Annotated in this window: 20 protein-coding genes; 8 read left to right on the top strand and 12 right to left on the bottom strand. The window is 73.3% G+C overall.

Going from position 1 to position 18,562, the window contains the following annotated elements; genetic code table 11:
* Positions 1 to 63 precede the first annotated feature (63 nt).
* Positions 64 to 579: a GNAT family N-acetyltransferase gene (locus tag Aut01nite_RS33840; protein ID WP_043531625.1), complete on the top strand. Its 516-nt coding sequence runs from the start codon at positions 64 to 66 to the stop codon at positions 577 to 579.
* Positions 580 to 693: 114 nt separating this feature from the next.
* On the opposite strand, the gene Aut01nite_RS33835 is transcribed toward Aut01nite_RS33840, so the two are convergent.
* The 7 genes from Aut01nite_RS33835 to Aut01nite_RS33805 form a co-directional block, all read right to left on the bottom strand.
* Positions 694 to 1,554 (bottom strand): sigma-70 family RNA polymerase sigma factor, encoded by an 861-nt coding sequence (locus tag Aut01nite_RS33835; protein ID WP_043531623.1) that lies wholly within the window; start codon positions 1,552 to 1,554, stop codon positions 694 to 696.
* A 121-nt stretch (positions 1,555 to 1,675) separates the two neighbouring features.
* A complete protein-coding gene (locus Aut01nite_RS33830) occupies positions 1,676 to 2,332 on the bottom strand; it encodes a Clp protease N-terminal domain-containing protein (RefSeq protein WP_043531621.1) in 657 nt (218 codons plus the stop codon).
* A 53-nt stretch (positions 2,333 to 2,385) separates the two neighbouring features.
* Entirely contained in the window at positions 2,386 to 2,739 is a 354-nt protein-coding gene (locus Aut01nite_RS33825) for a DUF6204 family protein (protein WP_043531619.1), read from the bottom strand.
* A gap of 16 nt (positions 2,740 to 2,755) precedes the next feature.
* Entirely contained in the window at positions 2,756 to 3,517 is a 762-nt protein-coding gene (locus tag Aut01nite_RS33820) for a sugar nucleotide-binding protein (protein WP_052164456.1), read from the bottom strand.
* 50 nt (positions 3,518 to 3,567) lie between these two features.
* Entirely contained in the window at positions 3,568 to 4,245 is a 678-nt protein-coding gene (locus tag Aut01nite_RS33815; protein ID WP_043531615.1) for a hypothetical protein, read from the bottom strand.
* Complete coding sequence (locus tag Aut01nite_RS33810; protein WP_043531611.1) at positions 4,242 to 5,108, bottom strand: ATP-binding cassette domain-containing protein; 867 nt, start codon at positions 5,106 to 5,108, stop codon at positions 4,242 to 4,244. The genes Aut01nite_RS33815 and Aut01nite_RS33810 overlap by 4 nt, the downstream gene beginning before the upstream one ends.
* On the bottom strand, positions 5,105 to 5,476 hold the full coding sequence (locus Aut01nite_RS33805) for a GntR family transcriptional regulator (protein ID WP_043531608.1): 372 nt from the start codon (positions 5,474 to 5,476) through the stop codon (positions 5,105 to 5,107). The genes Aut01nite_RS33810 and Aut01nite_RS33805 overlap by 4 nt, the downstream gene beginning before the upstream one ends.
* A gap of 93 nt (positions 5,477 to 5,569) precedes the next feature.
* Here Aut01nite_RS33805 and Aut01nite_RS33800 point away from each other — a divergent pair, with 93 nt between their 5' ends.
* Positions 5,570 to 7,162 carry a methyl-accepting chemotaxis protein gene (locus tag Aut01nite_RS33800; RefSeq protein ID WP_043531793.1) on the top strand — a complete coding sequence of 531 codons (1,593 nt, stop codon included), beginning with the start codon at positions 5,570 to 5,572 and terminating at the stop codon, positions 7,160 to 7,162.
* Here Aut01nite_RS33800 and Aut01nite_RS33795 read toward each other — a convergent pair.
* Together Aut01nite_RS33795 and Aut01nite_RS33790 are read right to left on the bottom strand one after the other, a co-directional pair.
* Positions 7,159 to 7,557: a hypothetical protein gene (locus tag Aut01nite_RS33795; protein WP_152629052.1), complete on the bottom strand. Its 399-nt coding sequence runs from the start codon at positions 7,555 to 7,557 to the stop codon at positions 7,159 to 7,161. The two genes, Aut01nite_RS33800 and Aut01nite_RS33795, sit on opposite strands and share 4 nt — an antisense overlap.
* A 91-nt stretch (positions 7,558 to 7,648) precedes the next feature.
* Positions 7,649 to 7,789: an FAD-dependent oxidoreductase gene (locus Aut01nite_RS33790; RefSeq protein ID WP_161790742.1), complete on the bottom strand. Its 141-nt coding sequence runs from the start codon at positions 7,787 to 7,789 to the stop codon at positions 7,649 to 7,651.
* Positions 7,790 to 7,949: 160 nt separating this feature from the next.
* Here Aut01nite_RS33790 and Aut01nite_RS33785 point away from each other — a divergent pair, with 160 nt between their 5' ends.
* On the top strand, positions 7,950 to 10,064 hold the full coding sequence (locus Aut01nite_RS33785) for an ATP-binding protein (RefSeq protein WP_152629050.1): 2,115 nt from the start codon (positions 7,950 to 7,952) through the stop codon (positions 10,062 to 10,064).
* Positions 10,065 to 10,084: 20 nt separating this feature from the next.
* Here the strand turns inward: Aut01nite_RS33785 and Aut01nite_RS33780 are convergent, their stop codons facing one another.
* Complete coding sequence (locus tag Aut01nite_RS33780) at positions 10,085 to 11,506, bottom strand: hypothetical protein (protein WP_043531606.1); 1,422 nt, start codon at positions 11,504 to 11,506, stop codon at positions 10,085 to 10,087.
* 207 nt (positions 11,507 to 11,713) lie between these two features.
* Positions 11,714 to 12,595 (bottom strand): LLM class flavin-dependent oxidoreductase, encoded by an 882-nt coding sequence (locus Aut01nite_RS33775; protein WP_043531790.1) that lies wholly within the window; start codon positions 12,593 to 12,595, stop codon positions 11,714 to 11,716.
* A 61-nt stretch (positions 12,596 to 12,656) separates the two neighbouring features.
* On the opposite strand from Aut01nite_RS33775, the gene Aut01nite_RS33770 reads away from it, so the two are divergent.
* The 5 genes from Aut01nite_RS33770 to Aut01nite_RS33750 are packed head-to-tail and all read left to right on the top strand — an operon-like array spanning position 12,657 to position 17,629.
* Complete coding sequence (locus Aut01nite_RS33770) at positions 12,657 to 13,508, top strand: hypothetical protein (protein ID WP_052164433.1); 852 nt, start codon at positions 12,657 to 12,659, stop codon at positions 13,506 to 13,508.
* Positions 13,505 to 14,080 (top strand): DUF4129 domain-containing protein, encoded by a 576-nt coding sequence (locus Aut01nite_RS33765; RefSeq protein ID WP_043531604.1) that lies wholly within the window; start codon positions 13,505 to 13,507, stop codon positions 14,078 to 14,080. The genes Aut01nite_RS33770 and Aut01nite_RS33765 overlap by 4 nt, the downstream gene beginning before the upstream one ends.
* Positions 14,077 to 15,360 carry a DUF4350 domain-containing protein gene (locus Aut01nite_RS33760; protein ID WP_052164432.1) on the top strand — a complete coding sequence of 428 codons (1,284 nt, stop codon included), beginning with the start codon at positions 14,077 to 14,079 and terminating at the stop codon, positions 15,358 to 15,360. Before Aut01nite_RS33765 ends, Aut01nite_RS33760 begins: the two co-directional genes overlap by 4 nt.
* Complete coding sequence (locus Aut01nite_RS33755) at positions 15,357 to 16,319, top strand: AAA family ATPase (RefSeq protein WP_043531602.1); 963 nt, start codon at positions 15,357 to 15,359, stop codon at positions 16,317 to 16,319. The genes Aut01nite_RS33760 and Aut01nite_RS33755 overlap by 4 nt, the downstream gene beginning before the upstream one ends.
* Entirely contained in the window at positions 16,319 to 17,629 is a 1,311-nt protein-coding gene (locus Aut01nite_RS33750) for a DUF58 domain-containing protein (RefSeq protein ID WP_043531600.1), read from the top strand. Before Aut01nite_RS33755 ends, Aut01nite_RS33750 begins: the two co-directional genes overlap by 1 nt.
* On the opposite strand, the gene Aut01nite_RS33745 is transcribed toward Aut01nite_RS33750, so the two are convergent.
* Positions 17,596 to 18,558: a stage II sporulation protein M gene (locus tag Aut01nite_RS33745; RefSeq protein ID WP_043531598.1), complete on the bottom strand. Its 963-nt coding sequence runs from the start codon at positions 18,556 to 18,558 to the stop codon at positions 17,596 to 17,598. The genes Aut01nite_RS33750 and Aut01nite_RS33745 overlap by 34 nt on opposite strands.
* Positions 18,559 to 18,562 lie beyond the last annotated feature (4 nt).

Genomic DNA, 18,562 nt, shown 5'->3' with positions numbered 1-18,562 from the left:
CACAACTTAGTTGCGCACAACTGGTTGGTGCCATGAATCAGCACGGTGTGTGATCATGCGGCCATGGCGTCCATCCGCTTCCTCACGCTCTCCCCCACCGTGCTGGCCGCGCTCATCGACGGCGATCTCGAGGCGGCCGGCGCCGCCGCGGGGCATCCGCTGAGCTCGTTCCTGGTGGAGGAGCGGTGGCTGTGGCGGGTACGGCTCGACGACATCCGCCGTGACCCGGAGGCCGCCGACTGGATCGCCCGGGCCGTGGTGGCCGAACCCGAAGGGGTGATCGTGGGGCACGGCGGGTTCCACGGGCCGCCGGACGAGGCGGGGCGGGTCGAGGTCGGGTACACGGTGGCTCCGGAGCACCGGCTGCGCGGGTACGGCAAGGCGATCCTGGCCGCCCTGCTGGAACGCGCCGACGCGGACCCGCGGGTCACCGCGGTACGGGCCAGCATCCGGCCGGACAACATCGGCTCGAAGAAGGTGATCGCCGGATTCGGGTTCCGCAAGATCGGCGAGCAGTGGGACGCCGAGGACGGGCTGGAGGACGTCTACCTGCGGGAGAAGCCGCACCCCACGGCATGAGCCGGCGGCGCATCGGCGCCGCAACCGTCGCCTGCGGTGATGGCCGGGAGCCGACGGGACGGCCGGATCAGGGTGGGGCGGCCGGCCGCGTACCTCTCAAGGCCCCGTTGCGCATCAGGCGGCCGCGGCCAGGCGCTGACCGTGCACGTCGGTGGCCGACAGGCGCGAGGTCATGGTGCTGCGGGCGGCGATCTGCGCGGCGTACGCGGCCCGGCGGCGCGAGACGCAGCCGTCCTTGGGCGCGGCCGCGGCGCTCTGCTGCTCCATGTGGGTGTTGAGGCCGTCGCGCAGCAGGGCCAGCGCCTCGGTGCGCAGCTGGGAGACCCGCGACTCGGTGACGCTCAGCGACGCGGCGACCTCCGACAGCGGGCGTTCCTGCAGGAAGGACGCCTCGACGACGTAGCGCAGCCGCTCCGGCAGCACGGTGACCGCGTCGTGCAGGTAGCCGAGCCGCTCGCGGTGCAGCAGCATCTCCTCGGGGTTCATCGAGGACTCGGTGACCAGGTCCTCGGCGGCGCCGGCCGTGAAGCCCTGCAGCGACAGCACCGCGGCGCGCTGCACGTCGTCGTCGACGCTGGACAGTTCGTTGACCGCCACGCCGAGCAGCTCGGCCAGCTCCTCCGGGGTGGGGGTGCGGCCCAGCCGGCGGGTCAGCTCCTCGCGGGCGACGTCGGCGCGGCGGGCCCGGGCCCGCACCGAACGGCTGGCCCAGTCCATGCTGCGCAGCTCGTCGAGCAGGGCGCCGCGGACCCGGACGGCGGCGAACCGGCCGAACGGGATGCCGCGCTCGGCGTCGTAGGCCTGTGCGGCGGTGACCAGGGCGGCGTACCCGGCCGAGGCGAGGTCGTCGCGGTGCACGTGCGGCGGCACCCGGAACAGCATCTCGCGGACCATGTGACCGACCAGCGCCATGTTGTCGCGGATGAGCTCTTCCTGGTCACGGGTCACGGACTTCGGCGCGATGGTGGCGGTCATTTCGGTTCCCCCTGTGTCGGCTGACCGGCTTGCAGGGGGAACTTTTCGCGGCTACGGGTGCAACCGGCGTGCACTCTCGGTTGCTGCTTGGTTGCACCGCGAATTTCTTCTCAAGTCGGGGTCAGGTCTCCTGCGGGCCCGCGTCGACCGCCTCGCGGATCGCGTCGCGGTCCAGGTCGAGGGCCGGTTCGCCCTCGTCGAGCAGGGCCAGCAGCAGGTGGCCGGTGCCGGCCTTGTCGTGGCCCAGCCGCAGCGCCTCGCGGGAGGTGAGTTCCAGAACCTTGCGGGTACGGGTGTCGAACGGGATCAGCGGCCGCGGCTCGGCGTCGCCGGGCGGCAGGGTGACCTGGTCGCGGATCTCCTCGACGGTGCGGCCCTGGGCGGTGATGGCCCGGACGGCGAGGCCGTCGGCCTGGTCGAGCACGCCGAGCAGCAGATGACCGCAGCTGATCTCGGGGTGCCGCCACCGGGCGGTGTGGGCCATCGAGGCGACCACGGCCGCGCGGGCCACGTCGGAGTAGCGCTCGAAACCCTGCTCGCGGGGCACCGATCGCTTCTGGGCGGCCTGTTTGCTCACGCCCATGCTGCGGCCGATGTCGGTCCAGGAGGCGCCCGAGCGGCGGGCCTGGTCGACGAAGTGGCCGATCAGGTGATCGGCGAGGTCGCCGAGGTGGTCGCTGAGCACGACGGCGCCGGACAGCCGGCCGAGGGGGTCGTCGGGATGCTCACGGGTGACGGCGTGGATGAGGTCGTCGAGACGGACCGGAGGCTGCGTCATGGCGTCAACCGTAGGTTGACGCCATGCGCGCCGTCAACCTACGGTTGACCTGATCAGGATTGGAGTTTGCGGCCGCGTTTGCCGAGGGGGATCTCCGACATGTCGACCGTCTGCGAGGTGAGGCGCTTGAAGCCGTACCCGCGGGCGGTCATCCAGGCCGCCGCCTTCGCCTCGGCCCGGGCCGTCACCCGCGGGATCTCCCGCTCGTCGTCGACCGTCTCACCGAACCGGAACGTGAAGAACGGGCGGGCGGCCAGGTCGTAGGTCAGATGCCCGTCGGCGGTGTACTCGACGGCGAGGATGTCGGAGTGCGCGTCCCCGGCGGCGATCAGCTCGGCCTTCTGGGCATCGGACAGGTCGTCGAAGGACCCGCGGACGGTGACGCGGATCGTGCGGCTGGTGCTCATCGCGCCAGTATCGTGATCAGCCGGCGGCGGGGCGAACGAATTCCGTCGCGCCGCGCAGCCGCACGGACAGCACCTGGCGCGCCCGGGTGAGGGTCAGCCGCAGATCCACGGGCCGCGACAGGCCCAGCCCGGTCAGGCTCGCGGCGGGGATGGCGGCCGGGTCCAGACCGTCGCGGCGGGCCACCAGCACACCCAGGTCGTAACGGCTGATCGCGTCGGCGCCGGCCACGTTCAGCACCCCGGCGTAGTCGCCCGCCGCCAGCTCCAGCAGCGCGTCGGCCAGGTCGTCGACGTGCACCGGCTTGCGGATCTCGTCGGTGAACAGCGCTCCGGACGCCCGGCCGGCGATCAGGTCGTGGGTGAACCGCTCGTGACCGCCGTGCCCGTCCCCCATGATCAGGGAGGTGCGGACGATCGCGGCGCCCGGGGCGATCGCGCGGACGGCGGTCTCGGCGGCGGCCTTCGCGGCCCCGTACGCGTACACCGGGTCGGGCAGGGCGTCCTCGTCGTACTCCCCCAGCGTGCCGGAGAAGACCGCGTCGCTGGACACGTGGACCAGGCGGATCCCGGCGGCGGCCAGCGCGACGTGGGCGGCGCCGTCGGCGGTGGCCGGCCAGTCGTGCCGGTCCCGCCCGGCGGCGGTGTGCACGATCGCGTCCGGCCGCACCGCGGCGACCACCCGCCGCACGTCGGCGGCATCCCGGATGTCCAGGCGCACCGGCGACGCCGCCAGCGACGCGCCCACCGCCTCGAACCCGGCGACCGCCGCGCGGGCCATGACACGGCGGCCGAGATAACCGGTGGCACCGGTGACGAGCAGGCGTCGGATCACGCCGGAACTCTAATACGCACCGGCATGTCGCGGACCGCCGACCAGAGCAGCGCCCACCCGGCCGCCACCATCACCGCGGTGACCGCCACGTCCAGCCCGACACGGGCGAACGGCAGACTGAACAGGCCGTTGGCGGCGCCCGCGTAGACGACCACCACCGCCGCCGGCAGCAGCGCCAGAGCACCCGCGGTCTCCCACCGCAGGATCGCGGCGCCGAGGAACGCGCCGGTCATCAGGCACACCGTCAGCATGCTCCAGTACGCCCCGAAGATGGTGGGATAGTCGGTCGCCTCGAAGATCCGGTGATCCTGCAGCCGGCGGGTCCAGCCGGCCGCCCGGTAGACGACGGCCTCGAGCGCGTAGACCCCGGTGATCAGGGCCGCCAGCACGGCACTCGTGACGACCTGGAACAGCGGATGCTGCACCAGGAACTCCCGGCGGGTCCGGCCGTGCACGATCATCGTGGTCAGCAGGGTGGCGGCGCTGTAGCCGTACCCCAGCGCCAGCCAGTGCAGCGCCTGCCCGGCGACGTCGACCCCGCTCAGCGTGATCGGGGTGGCCAGCGCCGCCACCGCGACGACGACCGCGACCAGCAGGTAGAAGGCGCCCAGGAACATGATCAGGAAGAGGGTGTGGGAGGAGAACAGATAACGGGCGATCGGCAGACGGCTCACGGCAGACCTCCGGTCAGGTGGATGAACAGGTCCTGCACGGCCACCGGCCCCAGCGTCAGGCCGGCGCGGCCGGCCAGCCGCCGGTGCTCGTCGTCGAGCCCGCCGAACACGGTGACCTCCTTGGTCGGGCCCAGCCGGCGCTCGGCGAGCACCGTCAGCCCGGACACGAAGTCGTCGACCAGCGTGGCCGGGCCGGTCACCGCCACCCCGCGGCCGCGCAGGTCGTCGAGGTCCTCGCGCAGCAGCAGCCGGCCCTGGTGCAGGATCAGCACCTGCTCGAACAGCGGGCTCTGCTCCTCGATCAGATGGGTGGACAGCAGGAACGTGCGCGGACGGGCCAGATAGTCGGCCAGCAGCGCGTCGGCGAACACCTTGCGGGCCGCGGCGTCCATGCCCAGGTGCGCCTCGTCGAACATGGTCAACGCCGCCCGGGACGCCAGGCCGACGGTCACGCCGAACGCCGACCGCTGGCCGCGCGACAGCCGGCCCAGGGTGGACCGGCGGGGCAGCGCGAACCGGTCGAGCAGCTCGCCGGCGAACGCCCGGTCGAAGGTGGGCCGCAGGATCGCGGCCATGTCGAGGATGTCGGTGAGCTTGTCGGTCGGGTCGCCGAGGCCGCCGTCGTCGCGGATCAGGCAGATCCGGGTGGTGGCGGCGGCGTTCTCGAAGACCGGCGCGCCGTCGAAGGTCACCGAGCCGGCACTCGGCGCGCGGAACCCGGCCAGCACCGACAGCAGGGTGGTCTTGCCGGCGCCGTTGCGGCCCAGCAGCCCGTAGATGCGGCCGGCGCTCAGGTCGAGGTCGAGGGGGTGCAGGGCGGTGGTGTCGCCGTACCGGACCTGCAACGCGGACGTGGTGATCATCTGCTGTCTCCCGGGGGGTCGTGCCGCTGGAGGTGAGCCACGATGTCGGCGACCGGGATGCCCAGGGCGTGCGCCTCGGCGAGCATCGGGCCGACGACCTCGGTGAAGAACCGCTCCCGCCGCTCGGTGCGCAGCCGGTCGCGGGCGCCGTCGGCCACGAACATGCCGACACCCCGGCGCTTGTAGATCACGCCTTCGTCGACGAGCTGCTGGAACGCCTTGGCGGCGGTGGCGGGGTTGATCCGGTAGTGGGCGGCGTACTGGTTGGTGGACATCACCTGCTGGCCGGCGCCGAGCACGCCGCGCAGCACGTCGTCCTTGACCTGATCGGCGATCTGCCGGTAGATCGGGCTGCGGTCATCGAACATGCCCTCCACTCCTTTGGTTCGTTACTCCACCAACTAACCATAGAGCATGGCGCAAACCTTATGTCGGACCGAAAGCTGCCGATCAAGGTGGGCATGAAGAACTTGACCATCGGACGTCGGCTCGGGGCCGGATTCCTCGTCGTCGTGCTCACCATGGTCGCGCTGGTGGTGACCGGTGTCGTCCAGGTCAACCGGATCAACGACAAGCTCACCGTCATCAACGACCAGAACGCCGTGAAACAGCGGTACGCCATCAACTTCCGGGGCAGCGTCCACGACCGCGCCATCGCGCTGCGCGACCTGGTCTACGCCGGCACCGCGACCGACGTGGCCGCCGAGAAGGCCCTGATCGACAAGCTCGCCGCCGCCTACCGCGAGTCCGAGGTGAGGATGAACGACATCTTCGCCGACGACAGCCTGGTCAGCGACGCCGAGAAGGACGCCTTCGAGGGAATCAACGACGTCCAGGACCGGACCAACCCGCTCGTCGAGCAGGTCGTCTCCCTGCGCGAGGCCGGCCAGACCCGGCAGGCCGTCACCGTGCTCACCGAACAGGCCAAGCCCGCCTTCGTGGAATGGCTGCGCGTCATCAACGTGTTCATCGACCTCGAAGAGGCGATGAACCAGGCCGAGACCGCCACCGCCCGCGACATCGGCCACAACTTCCGGCTGCTGATGTACCTGCTGCTGGCCGCCGCCGTCGCGTTCGCCGCCGCGATCGCCTGGGGGGTGACCCGCAGCATCACCCGGCCGCTCGGCCAGGCCGCCGACGTGCTCGCCGCCGTCGCCGCGGGCGACCTCACCCGGCGCCTCGACACCGCCGGCCAGGACGAGGTCGGCCAGATGAGCCGGTCGATGAACACCGCCCTGGAGTCCATCAGCTCGGCCATGGGCGGCCTGGCCGCCGGCACCGACAGCCTCGCCGCCACCAGCGACCGGATGAGCCGCCTGTCGGCCCAGCTCGCCGAGGGCGCCAAGGAGTCCTCGATGCAGGCCGACGTGGTCGCCGCGTCCGCCGACGAGGTGTCGCGCAACGTGCACACCGTCGCGGCCGGCAGCGAGGAGATGGGCGCCTCCATCCGCGAGATCGCCACCAGCGCCAACGAGGCCGCCACCGTGGCGTCCCGGGCCGTCACCGCGGTGCAGACCACCACGGCCAGCGTGTCCCGGCTCGGCGATTCCAGCCGCGAGATCGGCGACGTCGTCAAGACGATCACCAGCATCGCCGAGCAGACCAACCTGCTCGCCCTCAACGCCACCATCGAGGCGGCCCGCGCCGGCGAGATGGGCAAGGGCTTCGCCGTCGTCGCCGGCGAGGTCAAGGACCTGGCCCAGGAGACCGCCCGGGCCACCGAGGACATCGCCCGGCGGGTACAGACCATCCAGGCCGACACGGCCGGGGCGGTCGCCGCGATCAGCGAGGTCGCCGAGGTGATCGAGCAGATCAACTCCTACCAGACGACGATCGCGTCGGCGGTGGAGGAACAGACCGCCACCACCGGCGAGATCAACCGCAGCGTCTCCGAGGCCGCCAGCGGCTCCAGCCGGATCGCCGCGAACATCGGCACCGTCGCCTCCGTGGCCCGCAACACCACCGACCTGGTCAACCAGTCGGAGCAGGCGGTCCAGGAGCTCGGCCAGGTGACCGGCGAGCTGCGCTCCCTGGTCACCCGGTTCCGGTTCTAGAGCGAGCTCAGGTACGCGTCGGCCTTCTCCGCGGTCAGGAACCAGTCACCGAAGTCGCTGGGATCGGCGAACCCGTTGGCGAGCCGGTCCGCCACCACCTGATGCTGGGCCGCGGCCCCGAGCAGCTGCTGCACGTGCTGCGGGGGCGGGCCCAGCATCAGGTTCGTCCAGTCGGTGGCCGCCTGGCCGTGCAGCCGCCAGAACGACTCGAACACCCCGGTCATCCAGACGGCGTCGAACAGCCCCTGATGGGCCAGGATCGCGGTCAGACAGTGGTCGGCGGCCTTCGCCGCGGTGTTCGCGCCCTGCCCGGTGATCGGATCGTTCTGCACCACCACGTCCCCCAGGCCCAGCACCGGGGTGCCGCCCGGCAGCACCCCCACCGGCCTGCGCACCGTCGGGGTGAACCGGCCGGCCAGGGTGGCCCGCCCCCGGCCGCCTCCACCGCGCCCGCCCGCTCGTGCACCGCAGGCAGATACGCCTTGATCAGGTGGACAGCGGCGCGCCGGCACGCAGGTCGGCCGGCGTCCGCGCCGACACCACCGTCACGTCGAAGCCCTCGGCCCGCAGACCCAGAGCCAGCTGCAGCCCGGCCTGACCGGCACCGACGATGAGGATGTCGCGCAACTCTTCTCCCTTGCGGCAAAGCAGCCGGTGCCGCCCGGCCTAGCTGGGGGGCGGCCGGGCGGCACCGGCGGCAGTGTGCCTCGATCGTGAACTCTGTCGCATCCGGACGATCGCGTAGGGGGCGCCGGACCGTCTACGCAGATAACGGTATGGTGCGCCGATGATGACGGATCTGCCGCTGGATCTCAGCCCGTTCATCGGCCGTGACGACCTCCTCGCCACCGCCACCGGCCTGCTGCGACGCGTCCGGCTGCTCACCCTCACCGGCAGCGGCGGCGCCGGCAAGACCCGGCTCGCGCTGCGGATCGCCGCCGGCCTGGACCGGGTCCACGTCGCCGACCTGGCCGGGCTGACCGACCCGGACCAACTGTGGGCGCACCTGGCGCTCGCCCTCGGCATCCGCCACCACGGCGACCCCGGCCCCGACGTCGTCGCCGCCCACCTGGTCGGCCGGCCCGGTGTGCTGCTGCTCGACGGCTGCGACCGGCTCGTGCCCCAGGCCGCCGCCGCGGCGACCGCCCTGCTGCGCGCCGCGCCCCGGCTGCGGATCCTGGTCACCTCCCGCCAGCGGCTCGGCGTCGACGGCGAACACACCCTCACCGTGCCGCCGCTGACCGACACCGACGCGGCCCGGCTGTTCACCGAACTCGCCACCGCCGCCGGGGTCAACCCGGCCGCGTTCGCCGACCGCGACCGCCTCGCCCGGCTCTGCCGCCACCTCGACGGCCTGCCCCTGGCGGTCAAACTCGCCGCCGGGCGGGCCCGCACCATGAGCCTGACCGAACTGACCGACCGCACCGGCGACCGGTTCGGCCTGCTCAGCCCGCTGGAACGAGTCGTCGACCTCAGCTACCGGATGTGCACCCCGGACGAGCAGGCGCTGTGGCGTGCCGCCGCGGTGTTCGCCGGCCCGTTCACCGCGGCCGCCGTCCGCGACGTCGCCGGCGACCGCGCCGACGCCCTCGACGGGCTGGTCGACAAATCGGTGCTGACCGCCGCCACCGACACCCACCCGGCCCGGTTCAGCATGCTCGACACCCTGCGCGACTACGGCCTGCAGCGCCTCGGCGACCCGCGACCGGCCCGCGACCGGCACCGCGACCACTACCGGGCCTACCTGGCCGGGGCCGCGCGGACCTGGTTCTCCACCCGAGAACTCGACGTGCTCGCCGCCGTCCGCCAGGAACTGCCGGACATCCTCGCCGCCGTCGACCACAGCCTCGCCACCGGCGCGATCGTCGCCGCCCGGGAACTGCTGCGCGACCTGGTCCGTACCCGGGCCCCGTTCTTCTGGGGCTTCCTCGACCTCACCCTGACCCGGCTGCACCGCGCCGCCGACCACCCCGACCCCACCGACCGCGACACCGTCGCCGCGCTGACCGCCTGGATCGCCGCCACCCAGGGCCGGGACCTGCTCGCCCTCACCGACGGCACCGGATTCGCCGCCGCCGCCGGCGCGGTGCTGCTGCACGCCGACCCGGCCGCCGTGACCACCCTGGACGCCGTCCGCGACCGGCACACCGGCGACGGGCACATGGCCACCATGATGTGGGCGATCGGCACCGCCTTCACCGACGGGCCCGCCGACGCCGCCGCCGCGCACCTGTACGAAGCCGAACAGGCCGGCGCGCCGTGGGCGATCTCCTGGGCGCTGTGGACCGGCGCCCTGGCCACCCACCGGGCCGGCGAGGCCGGCCGGGCCGGCACGCTGATCGAACGCTGCCTGCAGATGCAACGCTCCATGGACGACCAGTGGGGCCAGACCTGGAGCATCGAACTCGCCGCCTGGATCATCGCCGCCCGCGCGGCGGACCCCGCCGGCGCCACACCCGGTGCGGTGGACCCCGTCGGCGAGGCCCGCCGCGCGGCCTGGCTGCTCGGCGCCGCCACCGCCCGGCAACAGCGCCTCGGCGTCGACCTGGCCGGGCTCCGGCCCTTCGCCGCCGGCCGCGACCGGGCCCGCCGGCAGATCACCGCCGTGATCGGCGCGGACGCCGCCGCCGAACAGATCACCGCCGGCCGGCACGCGCACACCCACGCCGTGCGCATCGCCCTCGGCGAACCGATCTCACGCCGCACCTCCGCACCGGCCGGCGGCGGCCTCACCACCCGCGAACGCGAGATCGCCACCCTGGTCGCCGACGGCCTCACCAGCCCGCAGATCGCCGCCCGGCTACGGATCAGCGCCCGCACCGCCGACACCCACATCCGCAACATCGGCACCAAACTCGGCCTGCCGAACCGGGCCGCCATCGCCGCCTGGGCCGTGCGCTAGCACCCGCGCGCCGAGCCCGGTCAGGCCGCGCCGCGGCCCAGCGTCCGGCCCGCACCCGCGATCACCGTGGTCGCCAGGACCCAGCCCGCCGCCATCAGCGCCAGCATCACCGCCTTGTCGGCGCCCGCCGGATCGAACGCCTTGTCGTGCCCCAGATCCAGCAGCGGCACCAGCACATCCACGCTGTACAGCAACGGATCCCAGACCGGCGCCTCATCGGCCTTCACCGCCCGCAACGGCCCCGACCACGCGAACCAGCCGGTACCGGCCGCCACCACCAGCAGCAGCCACACCAGCGCCCGGCCCGGCCGGTACCCGAACCCGATCCCGGCGTCCTGCACCGCACCCCACACCGCGCCCGCCCAGCCCATCGCCCGATGCCGGCGCCGTTCCCGCACCACCCGCACCTGCCGGGCCTCCTGCTCCCGGCCGTCGCGGGTCAACGCCGCCGCCAACTGGTCGTACGGACCCGGCGCGAACCCCTCGCAGTAGCGGGCCATCCACGCCAGCCGCTGCCGCGCCGACCACTGCGCCGCATCCTCCGACCGGCGCGACAACCGTTCATAGGTCAACCCGTCGAGCTCCACCCGGCACGCCGGCGGCCAGCCCACCGGATCGTCCACCAGCCGTCCCACCCGGGCGTCCCGCAGACTCACCGCACCCTGCGACGTCGGCGCCAGCCGGATCGTCAGCAACTGCGCCCGCGCCTCGATCAACAGCAGCGCATGGTTGCGGCCCCGGGACCGGACCACCGTGTCCTGCAGGCTGATCGCCCCGCTTACCTGCGCCCCGACCAGGTTCACCGACCCGTCGGCGTCCAAGCCGCTGATCGTCAGCGACCCGCCGACGGTCAGCCCCACCGCCCGGACCGCCGTGTTGGTCCCCTCCTGCGAACCGATCCGGGCCACGAGCAACGTCACGGTCCCGCCGACCCGGGCGTCCGACAGCCGCACCCCGCGCGTCACCACCGCACCGGTCAGGTACACGCCGCCGGTGATCTCGGCCCGTTCCAGATAGACGGTGCCGTCCACGGTGCTGCGGTCCAGCTCGAGCGCCCCGTCCACCCGGACCGGCTGCAGCCACACGTTCCCGGTCACGGTCGCGTCGCGGACCGACAGATCCCCCGACACCCGCGCCCCGTCGGCTTCCAGGCCCGGCATCGTGCACCCGTCCAGGTTCACCGACGCCAGCTCGGCGTGATCCAGCCGCGGCGCGCTCGTGAAGACGCACCGCCGCACATGGATCGGCGTCTCCACCCGCGCCCCGGTCAGATCCAGCTCCCCGGTGATCCGCGCGCCGCCGATGTTCAGCCGCCCACCGGAATTCTCGCGCAGCAGCCCGGCCAGGAACTCCCCGTCGACCGTCTCCCCGTTCAGCTCGAGCGCCGTCCCGTCCCGGAACGCCCGCCGCACCCGCCGTTTCGCCCCCACCCGCATCGCCATCCGTGGATCAAATCATCCCGGCGCCCGCGTGCGGTTCAGGCAGATCAAGACCATGGAGTGGTACGGGCCACGCACGGCGGCCGTGACCATCCCCGGCGAGGTGGCTGCCGGGTACGGGCCATGCCGCCCGCTGCGGGCGTGAGCGTCCGCTCCCGGCTACCCCGGCCGGCCGTCACGGCCGCCGGAGACAGCCGGCCGGGGGTGCGATCAGGGTTTGACGATGCCGAGGATCGTGTCGAGGGCCTTACGGCGCTCGGGGCCGGTGCCGAGCAGCCCGTCCGGGATGATCAGCTCGTCCAGGCCGATCTCCCGGTACGCCTCGACGGTAGCCTTGACCAGATCCGGTGTGCCCCCGTACGCCGGCATGCGCAGATCCGGCGGCACCGGCGTGTCGACGGCGACCAGGGCCTGCGCGGTCCGCAGAACCGCCCGGGGATCACGGCCGATCGCGGCGCAGTGCTCGTCGAGAACCGCCGACTTGTGGGCGATCACCTCGGGCAGGCCCCAGGTGTTCCACTGGTCGGCGTACGCGGCGACCATCCGCAGCATCCGCTTCTCCCCCTTGGCCCCGATCATGATCGGGAGCGGGTCCTGGATCGGTTTGGGTTCACAGACGGCGCCGGTGAGCTGGTAATACGTACCCTGGAAGTCGGTGGTGGGGGTGCGCAGCAGCCCGTGCCACACCTGCAGCGCCTCCTCGAAGCGGTCGAGGAGCTGTCGCACCGCCGGCAGCTCGATGCCGTACTGCTCGTGCTCGTTGACCTGCCAGCCCGCGCCGACACCGAGGGTGAACCGGCCGCCGGTGATCTGATCGACGGTGGCGGCCATGTTCGCGACCACCGCCGGATGACGGTAGGTGTTGCCGTAGACCAGCGTGCCGATCCGTACCCGCGGCAGCACCGCGCCGAGCGCGGCGACCAGCGAACCGGCCTCCAGCACCGGATGGTCGGCTCGCACGTCCGGTGCGGTGTTCGGCATGAAGTGGTCGGCGATCCACACGCCGTCCCATCCGGTGTCGGCGGCGTGCCGGGCCACGTCGAGGATGTCGGCGTACGGCTGCCCCGCACCGGGCCAGATCGAGAGTCGCATGGTCGCCACCTTGCCAGACCGGCCGCAGGCGGTGGTGCGGCGTTCACCTAGGATGCCCGCCATGCAGGCGTTCAGGGAGGCGGGCATCGTTCCGTTGCGCGCGATGACCGCGGGCGAGACCCTGGACGCGGCGGTGGCCCTGCTGCGCCACCGCGCCGCGCCGCTGCTCGGGGTGTCGCTGGCGTTCGCCGCCGCCGAGCAGGCCGTCCTGGCGGTGCTGCGCGACGCCGCCGGGATGCGCCCGCCCTACTACTATCTGCCGCCGGACCTGACCGCCCCCGGCTGGTGGCCGGTGCTCGCCACCGGGTTCGCCACCGAGGCGTTCATCATCGCGGTCCTGGCCGGCTACGCGGGCGCCGCCGCCGGCCCGGCCCTGCTCGGCCACGACCCGGCCGGCCGCACCCTGTGGCGGCGCAGCCGCCCGCTGGCGGTCCTGCCGCTGGCGGTGCTGGTCGCGGTGCTGTGCGGGACGGCGGCGCTGGCCGGGTTCGTGCTGTGGCCGCTGATCTACGGCCTGACCGGGCTGGTCACCGCCACCCTCACCATCGACCGGGTGCGCAACCCGTTCACCGCGATCGGCCGGGCGATGGGCCGTTCCACCCGCGGCGGCATGCGCGGCATCGGCGTGCAGATCCTGGGCTACCTGACCTGGCTGGTGGTGCGGCTGGCACTGGGCAGCGGCTGGATCGTGATCGCCGAGTGGCTGACCCCGTTCTCCGGCTCGGGCTGGCTGCCCTGGGCGGTGCCGGTGGCGTGGACGCTGGCCAACGGGGTCGCCTACGCGGCGCTGGCCTGCCTGGCGGCGGTGCTGCTGCTGGAGATCCGGATCCGCACCGAGGGCCTGGACATCGCGGTCAACCGGGCCCGCAGCCGCGGCGCCGACGCCGCCGCCGCGCTGGTGGTGACCCGGTGAGAGCCTACGAGGAGTTCGTCGGTCTCCTGATCGGGCTGCTGTCGCTGCGCCTGCTGCTGCTGATCCTGGTCGGCGGGACCGCACTGTGGGCGGCCGCCTGGTACTGGTACCCGGCGTGGATCCCGCGGCGGCTGCCCCGCTTCCGCTTCCGCTTCCGGCTGCCCCGCCTCAAGAAACGAACCAGGAAAGCCAGACACGGCAGAACGGAGAAGCCGCCGGAGAAGGCCAAGCGGGGCAGGAAACCGGTCCCGGCCGCGGCGCCGACCGACCTCGCCGACCGGCTGGCCGCCGAAGGCCGCTACGACGAGGCGATCCGGCAGCGGCTGCGCGACACCGTCACCGACCTGACCCACGCAGGCGTCGTGACCCCCGAACCCGGCACCACCGCCGCCGAGATCACCGCCGAGGCCGCCGCCGGCCGGCCCGCCGTCGAAACCGCCCTGACCGGCGCCACCGGCCTGTTCTCCCGCGTCTGGTACGGCCGCCAGCGCGCCGGCGCGTCCGACGACGAGCGGATGCGCCACCTCACCGCCGAGGTCCGCGAGGCCCTCAGATCCGGAGAACGCCGATGAAACGCTGGCTGAAGGCCGCCATCCCGTTCGCCGTGCTGGCCACCGTCGTGACCGGCACCCTGATCGTGCACGCGATCGAGACCCCGGACACCGACGACCCGCAGTTCCTGACCCCACGGCAGCGACAGGAGATCACCGGCTTCACCCTCGCCGCCCGGCTCCAGGCCGACGGCATCACCGTGCACCGGGCCGAGACCACCGCCGAGGCGGTCGCCACCATGCGGCGCGGCAGCCCGGCCACCCTGTTCGTCACCACCCCCGACCTGGCCGACCTGGCCCGCATCGGCCGGCTGCCCAACGGCAGCCGCGTCGTCGCGGTCAACCCGTCGGCCGGCACCCTGCGGCGCAGCAACTGGCCGGTGCAGGCCACCGGCAGCCACTGGACCACCCGCGTCGCCGACCCGGACTGCGCCGACCCGATCGCCCGCGCCGCCGGCCCCGCCGCGGTCCGGCTCACCGAATACCGGACCCAGCCCGGCGCCACCGTCTGCTACCAGGGCGCGCTGGTCACCGTACGGGTGGACGGCTACTACTGGCTGACCGTGGTGGGGTCACCGGACCCGTTCCGCGACGACCGGATCGCCGAGCACGGCAACGCCGCCCTGGCGGTCGGGCTGCTGTCCCAGAACCGCCGGGTGGTGTGGCTGGACGTGCACGAACGCGACCGGCCCACCCCGCAGCCCACCCCGGCGAAGACCGGAATCGGCGGGACGGACCCGACGGTCAGCGTGCGGCCCACCTACACCTCCGGCGACGGCGACGGCGGTCAGGGCACCGGCCGCGGTGACGGCAGCGGCGCCGACGACGGCGACGTTCCCCAGTCCGAGCAGCGGCAGCAGGAGAACGACCCGCTGTTCGACGCCCTCCCGCCGGCGCTCTGGGCGACCCTGCTGCTCCTGCTGCTGATCATGCTGGCGCTGGCGGCCGCGTACGCCCGCCGGCTCGGCGCCCCGGTCGCCGAACCCCTGCCGTCGCGGGTGCCGGCCAACGAGACCATGCTCGGCCACGCCCGGCTCTACGAACGCGGCCGGGCCCGCGCCGCGTCCCTGGCCATCCTGACCACCGCCGCCCGCCGACGGATCACCACCCACCTGGCCCTGCCGCCGGGCGCGAGCGTCGAGGACATCGCCGCCCAGGCCGGCCTGCCGGTCCGGTACGTGCGTGACATCCTCGACGGCCACCCACCGGAATCCGACGCCGACCTGGTCGAGGCCGCGACCCTGCTGCAGAACCTGGTGAACGACGTCACCGCACCCCGTCATGAAGGAGAGCAGCCGTGAACACCGAATCCCACCAGGCCCGGGAGGCCCTGGGCCGGCTGCGCGCCGAGGTCGGCAAAGCCGTCGTCGGCCAGGACGGGGTCGTCGGCGGGGTCCTGGTCGCGCTGCTGTGCGGCGGCCACGTGCTGCTCGAAGGCGTCCCCGGCGTCGCCAAGACGCTGCTCGTGCGGGCCCTGGCCGCCGCCCTGGACCTGGACACCAAACGGGTCCAGTTCACCCCCGACCTGATGCCCGGCGACGTCACCGGCTCGCTGATCTACGACGCGCACACCGGCGCGTTCAACTTCCGGGCCGGCCCGGTCTTCACCAACCTGCTGCTCGCCGACGAGATCAACCGGACGCCGCCGAAGACCCAGGCCGCGCTGCTGGAGGCGATGGAGGAACGGCAGGTCACCGTCGACGGCACCCCGCGGCCGCTGCCCCGGCCGTTCCTGGTCGCCGCCACCCAGAACCCGATCGAGTACGAGGGCACGTACCCGCTGCCGGAAGCCCAGCTCGACCGGTTCCTGCTGAAACTGTCGGTGCCGCTGCCGCAGCGCGAGGAGGAACTCGACATCCTGCGCGCCCACCACCGCGGCTTCGACCCCCGCGACCTGAAAGCCGCCGGGGTGCAGCCGGTCGCCGGGCCCGCCGACCTGATCGCCGGCCGGTACGCCGTCCAGCGCGTCGACGTCGCCGACAGCGTGCTCGCCTACATCGTCGACCTGTGCCGGGCCACCCGGGTCGCGCCCGCCCTGGAACTCGGCGCGTCCCCGCGTGGCGCGACCGCGCTGCTGGCGGTGTCGAAGGCCAACGCCTGGCTCAACGGCCGCGACTACGTGCTGCCCGACGACGTGAAGGCGTACACCGTGCCGACCCTGCGGCACCGGGTGCGGCTGCGCGCCGACGCCGAACTCGACGGCGCCACCGTCGAAGGCGTGCTCGCCGCCGTCCTGGCGGCCGTGCCGGCGCCGCGCTGATGGTCACCGCCCGGTTCGCGCTGCTGCTTGCGCTCGGCCTGCCGTTCGTCACGATCGCCCCGTGGCCGGTGGTCGCCGCCGTCACCGGCTGCGCGGTCCTGCTCGCCCTGCTGGACGCGGCGCTCGCCGGGCCGCTGACCGGGCTGCGGCTGCACCGCGACGGCGACCGGACGGTGTGGCTCGGCGGCACCGCCCGGGTGCGGCTGACCGTGGCGAACACCTCCGACCGGACCGTGCGGCTGCGGCTGCGCGACAGCTGGGTGCCGTCGGCCGGCGCCGGGCCGCTGTTCCACCACCTCACCCTGCCCGCCGGGCGGCCCCAGCCGGTCACCACCGAACTCACCCCGACCCGGCACGGCGACCGGCCGGCCGTGCGGGTCACCCTGCGGTCGATGGGGCCGCTCGGGCTGGCCTACCGGCAGCGGCGGCAACGCTGGAACACCGCGAACACCCCGGCCTGGAACCTGCGGGTGCTGCCCCGGTTCCCGTCCCGGCGGATCCTGCCGGAGAAACTGGCCCGGCTGCGGGTCGTCGACGGGTCGGTGGTCACCCGCGGCCGCGGGCACGGCACCGAGTTCGACAACCTGCGCGAATACGTGATCGGCGACGACGTCCGGTCGATCGACTGGCGGGCCACCGCCCGCGCCAACGACGTGGTGGTCCGCACCTGGCGGCCGGAACGCGACCGGCGGGTGTTCTGCGTACTCGACACCGGGCGTACCTCGTCGGTGCTGATCGGTGACGCGCCGCGCCTGGACGCCTCGATCGACGCGGCGCTGCTGCTGGCCGTGCTCGCCACCCGCGCCGACGACCGGGTCGACCTGCTGGCCCTGGACGCGGCGGTACGGACCCGGGTGGAAGGCGGCGGCCAGCGCACCAAACTGTCCCGGCTGATCGACGGCATGGCATCCCTGGAACCGGTGCTCGCCGAGACCGACTTCACCGTCCTCGGCCAGGAGATGCTGCGCCGCGACCGCAAACGCGCCCTCCTGGTGATCTTCACGGCGCTGGACACCGCCCCGATGATCGCCGGGCTGCTGCCGCTGCTGCCGAAACTCACCGCCCGGCACAAGGTGATCGTCGCCGGGGTCCGTGACCCGCTGGTCAGCCGCCTCGCCCAGCTGCCCGGCAACCCGGACGCCGGCGACGTGCACCGGGCCGCCGCCGCGCAGCGGGTCCTCGCCGAACGCGACCGGGTCCGTGACGTCCTGGCGCACGCCGGCGCGACGGTCGTCGACGCCGACGCCGACACGTTCGCCGGGCAGGTCGCCGACGTCTACCTGCTGCTCAAGGCCTCCGGCCGGCTCTGAACCGCCCGCCCCCACACCAGGGCGTAGAACAGGAACAGCACCCACAGGCCACCGCCGACACCGATGCGCACGAACGGCGGCAGCGGCGACGGCGTCACCCACGCCTCCAGGATCCCGGACACCAGCAGCACCAGCACCAGCCCGACCGCGACCACCATGCCCTCCCGCGCCCAGCGCACCAGCGACTGCCGGCGGGTCAGCTCCGGCCCCGGCGCGATCCACGCCCAGCCCAGCCGCAACCCCACCCCGCCACCGATGAAGATCGCCGTGAGCTCCAGGAATCCGTGCGGCGCGATGTAGGTCAGGTAGACGTCCCCGGCCCCGGCGTCGAACATCGCCGCGCCCATCATCCCGATCGCCACCAGGTTCGACCCGAGCAGGTAGAACACCGGCACGATCAGCACTCCGGACGCCAGGCACTGCGCGGCCAGCATCGCGTTGTTCACCCACACCCGGCTGAAGAACGTGCCCGCCCGGTACTCGCTGTAATAGTTGACGAAGTCGTCGATCAGCTGCGCGTCGTCGATGTTCTGCGCGTAGTACGTGGCCAGCACATCCGGATGATCCAGCGAGTAGGCGATCAGCGCCCACGCCGCGCCGACCATCACCACCATCACCGTCAGCCACCACACCCGGGTCGCGTACAGCGCCGCCGGCAGCCGGAACGCCAGGAACCGCCCCACCGGCCGCCACGACATCCGGCCACCCCGGTCGATCGCCGCCCGGCCCGCCAGCACCAGCCGCGACAGGTCGGCCAGCACCACCGCGTCCGGGGTGCGGCTGCGCACGATCGACAGGTGGGTGGCGGCCCGCTGGTACAGCAGCACCATCTCGTCGGCCTCGTCCGGTTTCAGCTTACGTTTGCTGATCAGCGCCTCCAGCCGGCGCCACTCACCGCCGTGCTCAGCAACATAGGCATCCAGATCCACGCAC

It is taken from the genome of Actinoplanes utahensis (genome assembly GCF_016862455.1).
Lineage (GTDB): Bacteria > Actinomycetota > Actinomycetes > Mycobacteriales > Micromonosporaceae > Actinoplanes > Actinoplanes utahensis.
This window is presented reverse-complemented; position numbering and strand designations above follow the sequence as displayed.

Coding starts and splice junctions, on each gene's coding strand:
- Aut01nite_RS33840 (WP_043531625.1), top strand. CDS start 64: ATGGCGTCCATCCGCTTCCTCACGCTCTCCCCCACCGTGCTGGCCGCG.
- Aut01nite_RS33835 (WP_043531623.1), bottom strand. CDS start 1,554: ATGACCGCCACCATCGCGCCGAAGTCCGTGACCCGTGACCAGGAAGAG.
- Aut01nite_RS33830 (WP_043531621.1), bottom strand. CDS start 2,332: ATGACGCAGCCTCCGGTCCGTCTCGACGACCTCATCCACGCCGTCACC.
- Aut01nite_RS33825 (WP_043531619.1), bottom strand. CDS start 2,739: ATGAGCACCAGCCGCACGATCCGCGTCACCGTCCGCGGGTCCTTCGAC.
- Aut01nite_RS33820 (WP_052164456.1), bottom strand. CDS start 3,517: ATGGCCCGCGCGGCGGTCGCCGGGTTCGAGGCGGTGGGCGCGTCGCTG.
- Aut01nite_RS33810 (WP_043531611.1), bottom strand. CDS start 5,108: ATGATCACCACGTCCGCGTTGCAGGTCCGGTACGGCGACACCACCGCC.
- Aut01nite_RS33805 (WP_043531608.1), bottom strand. CDS start 5,476: ATGTTCGATGACCGCAGCCCGATCTACCGGCAGATCGCCGATCAGGTC.
- Aut01nite_RS33800 (WP_043531793.1), top strand. CDS start 5,570: ATGAAGAACTTGACCATCGGACGTCGGCTCGGGGCCGGATTCCTCGTC.
- Aut01nite_RS33785 (WP_152629050.1), top strand. CDS start 7,950: ATGATGACGGATCTGCCGCTGGATCTCAGCCCGTTCATCGGCCGTGAC.
- Aut01nite_RS33780 (WP_043531606.1), bottom strand. CDS start 11,506: ATGGCGATGCGGGTGGGGGCGAAACGGCGGGTGCGGCGGGCGTTCCGG.
- Aut01nite_RS33775 (WP_043531790.1), bottom strand. CDS start 12,595: ATGCGACTCTCGATCTGGCCCGGTGCGGGGCAGCCGTACGCCGACATC.
- Aut01nite_RS33770 (WP_052164433.1), top strand. CDS start 12,657: ATGCAGGCGTTCAGGGAGGCGGGCATCGTTCCGTTGCGCGCGATGACC.
- Aut01nite_RS33760 (WP_052164432.1), top strand. CDS start 14,077: ATGAAACGCTGGCTGAAGGCCGCCATCCCGTTCGCCGTGCTGGCCACC.
- Aut01nite_RS33750 (WP_043531600.1), top strand. CDS start 16,319: ATGGTCACCGCCCGGTTCGCGCTGCTGCTTGCGCTCGGCCTGCCGTTC.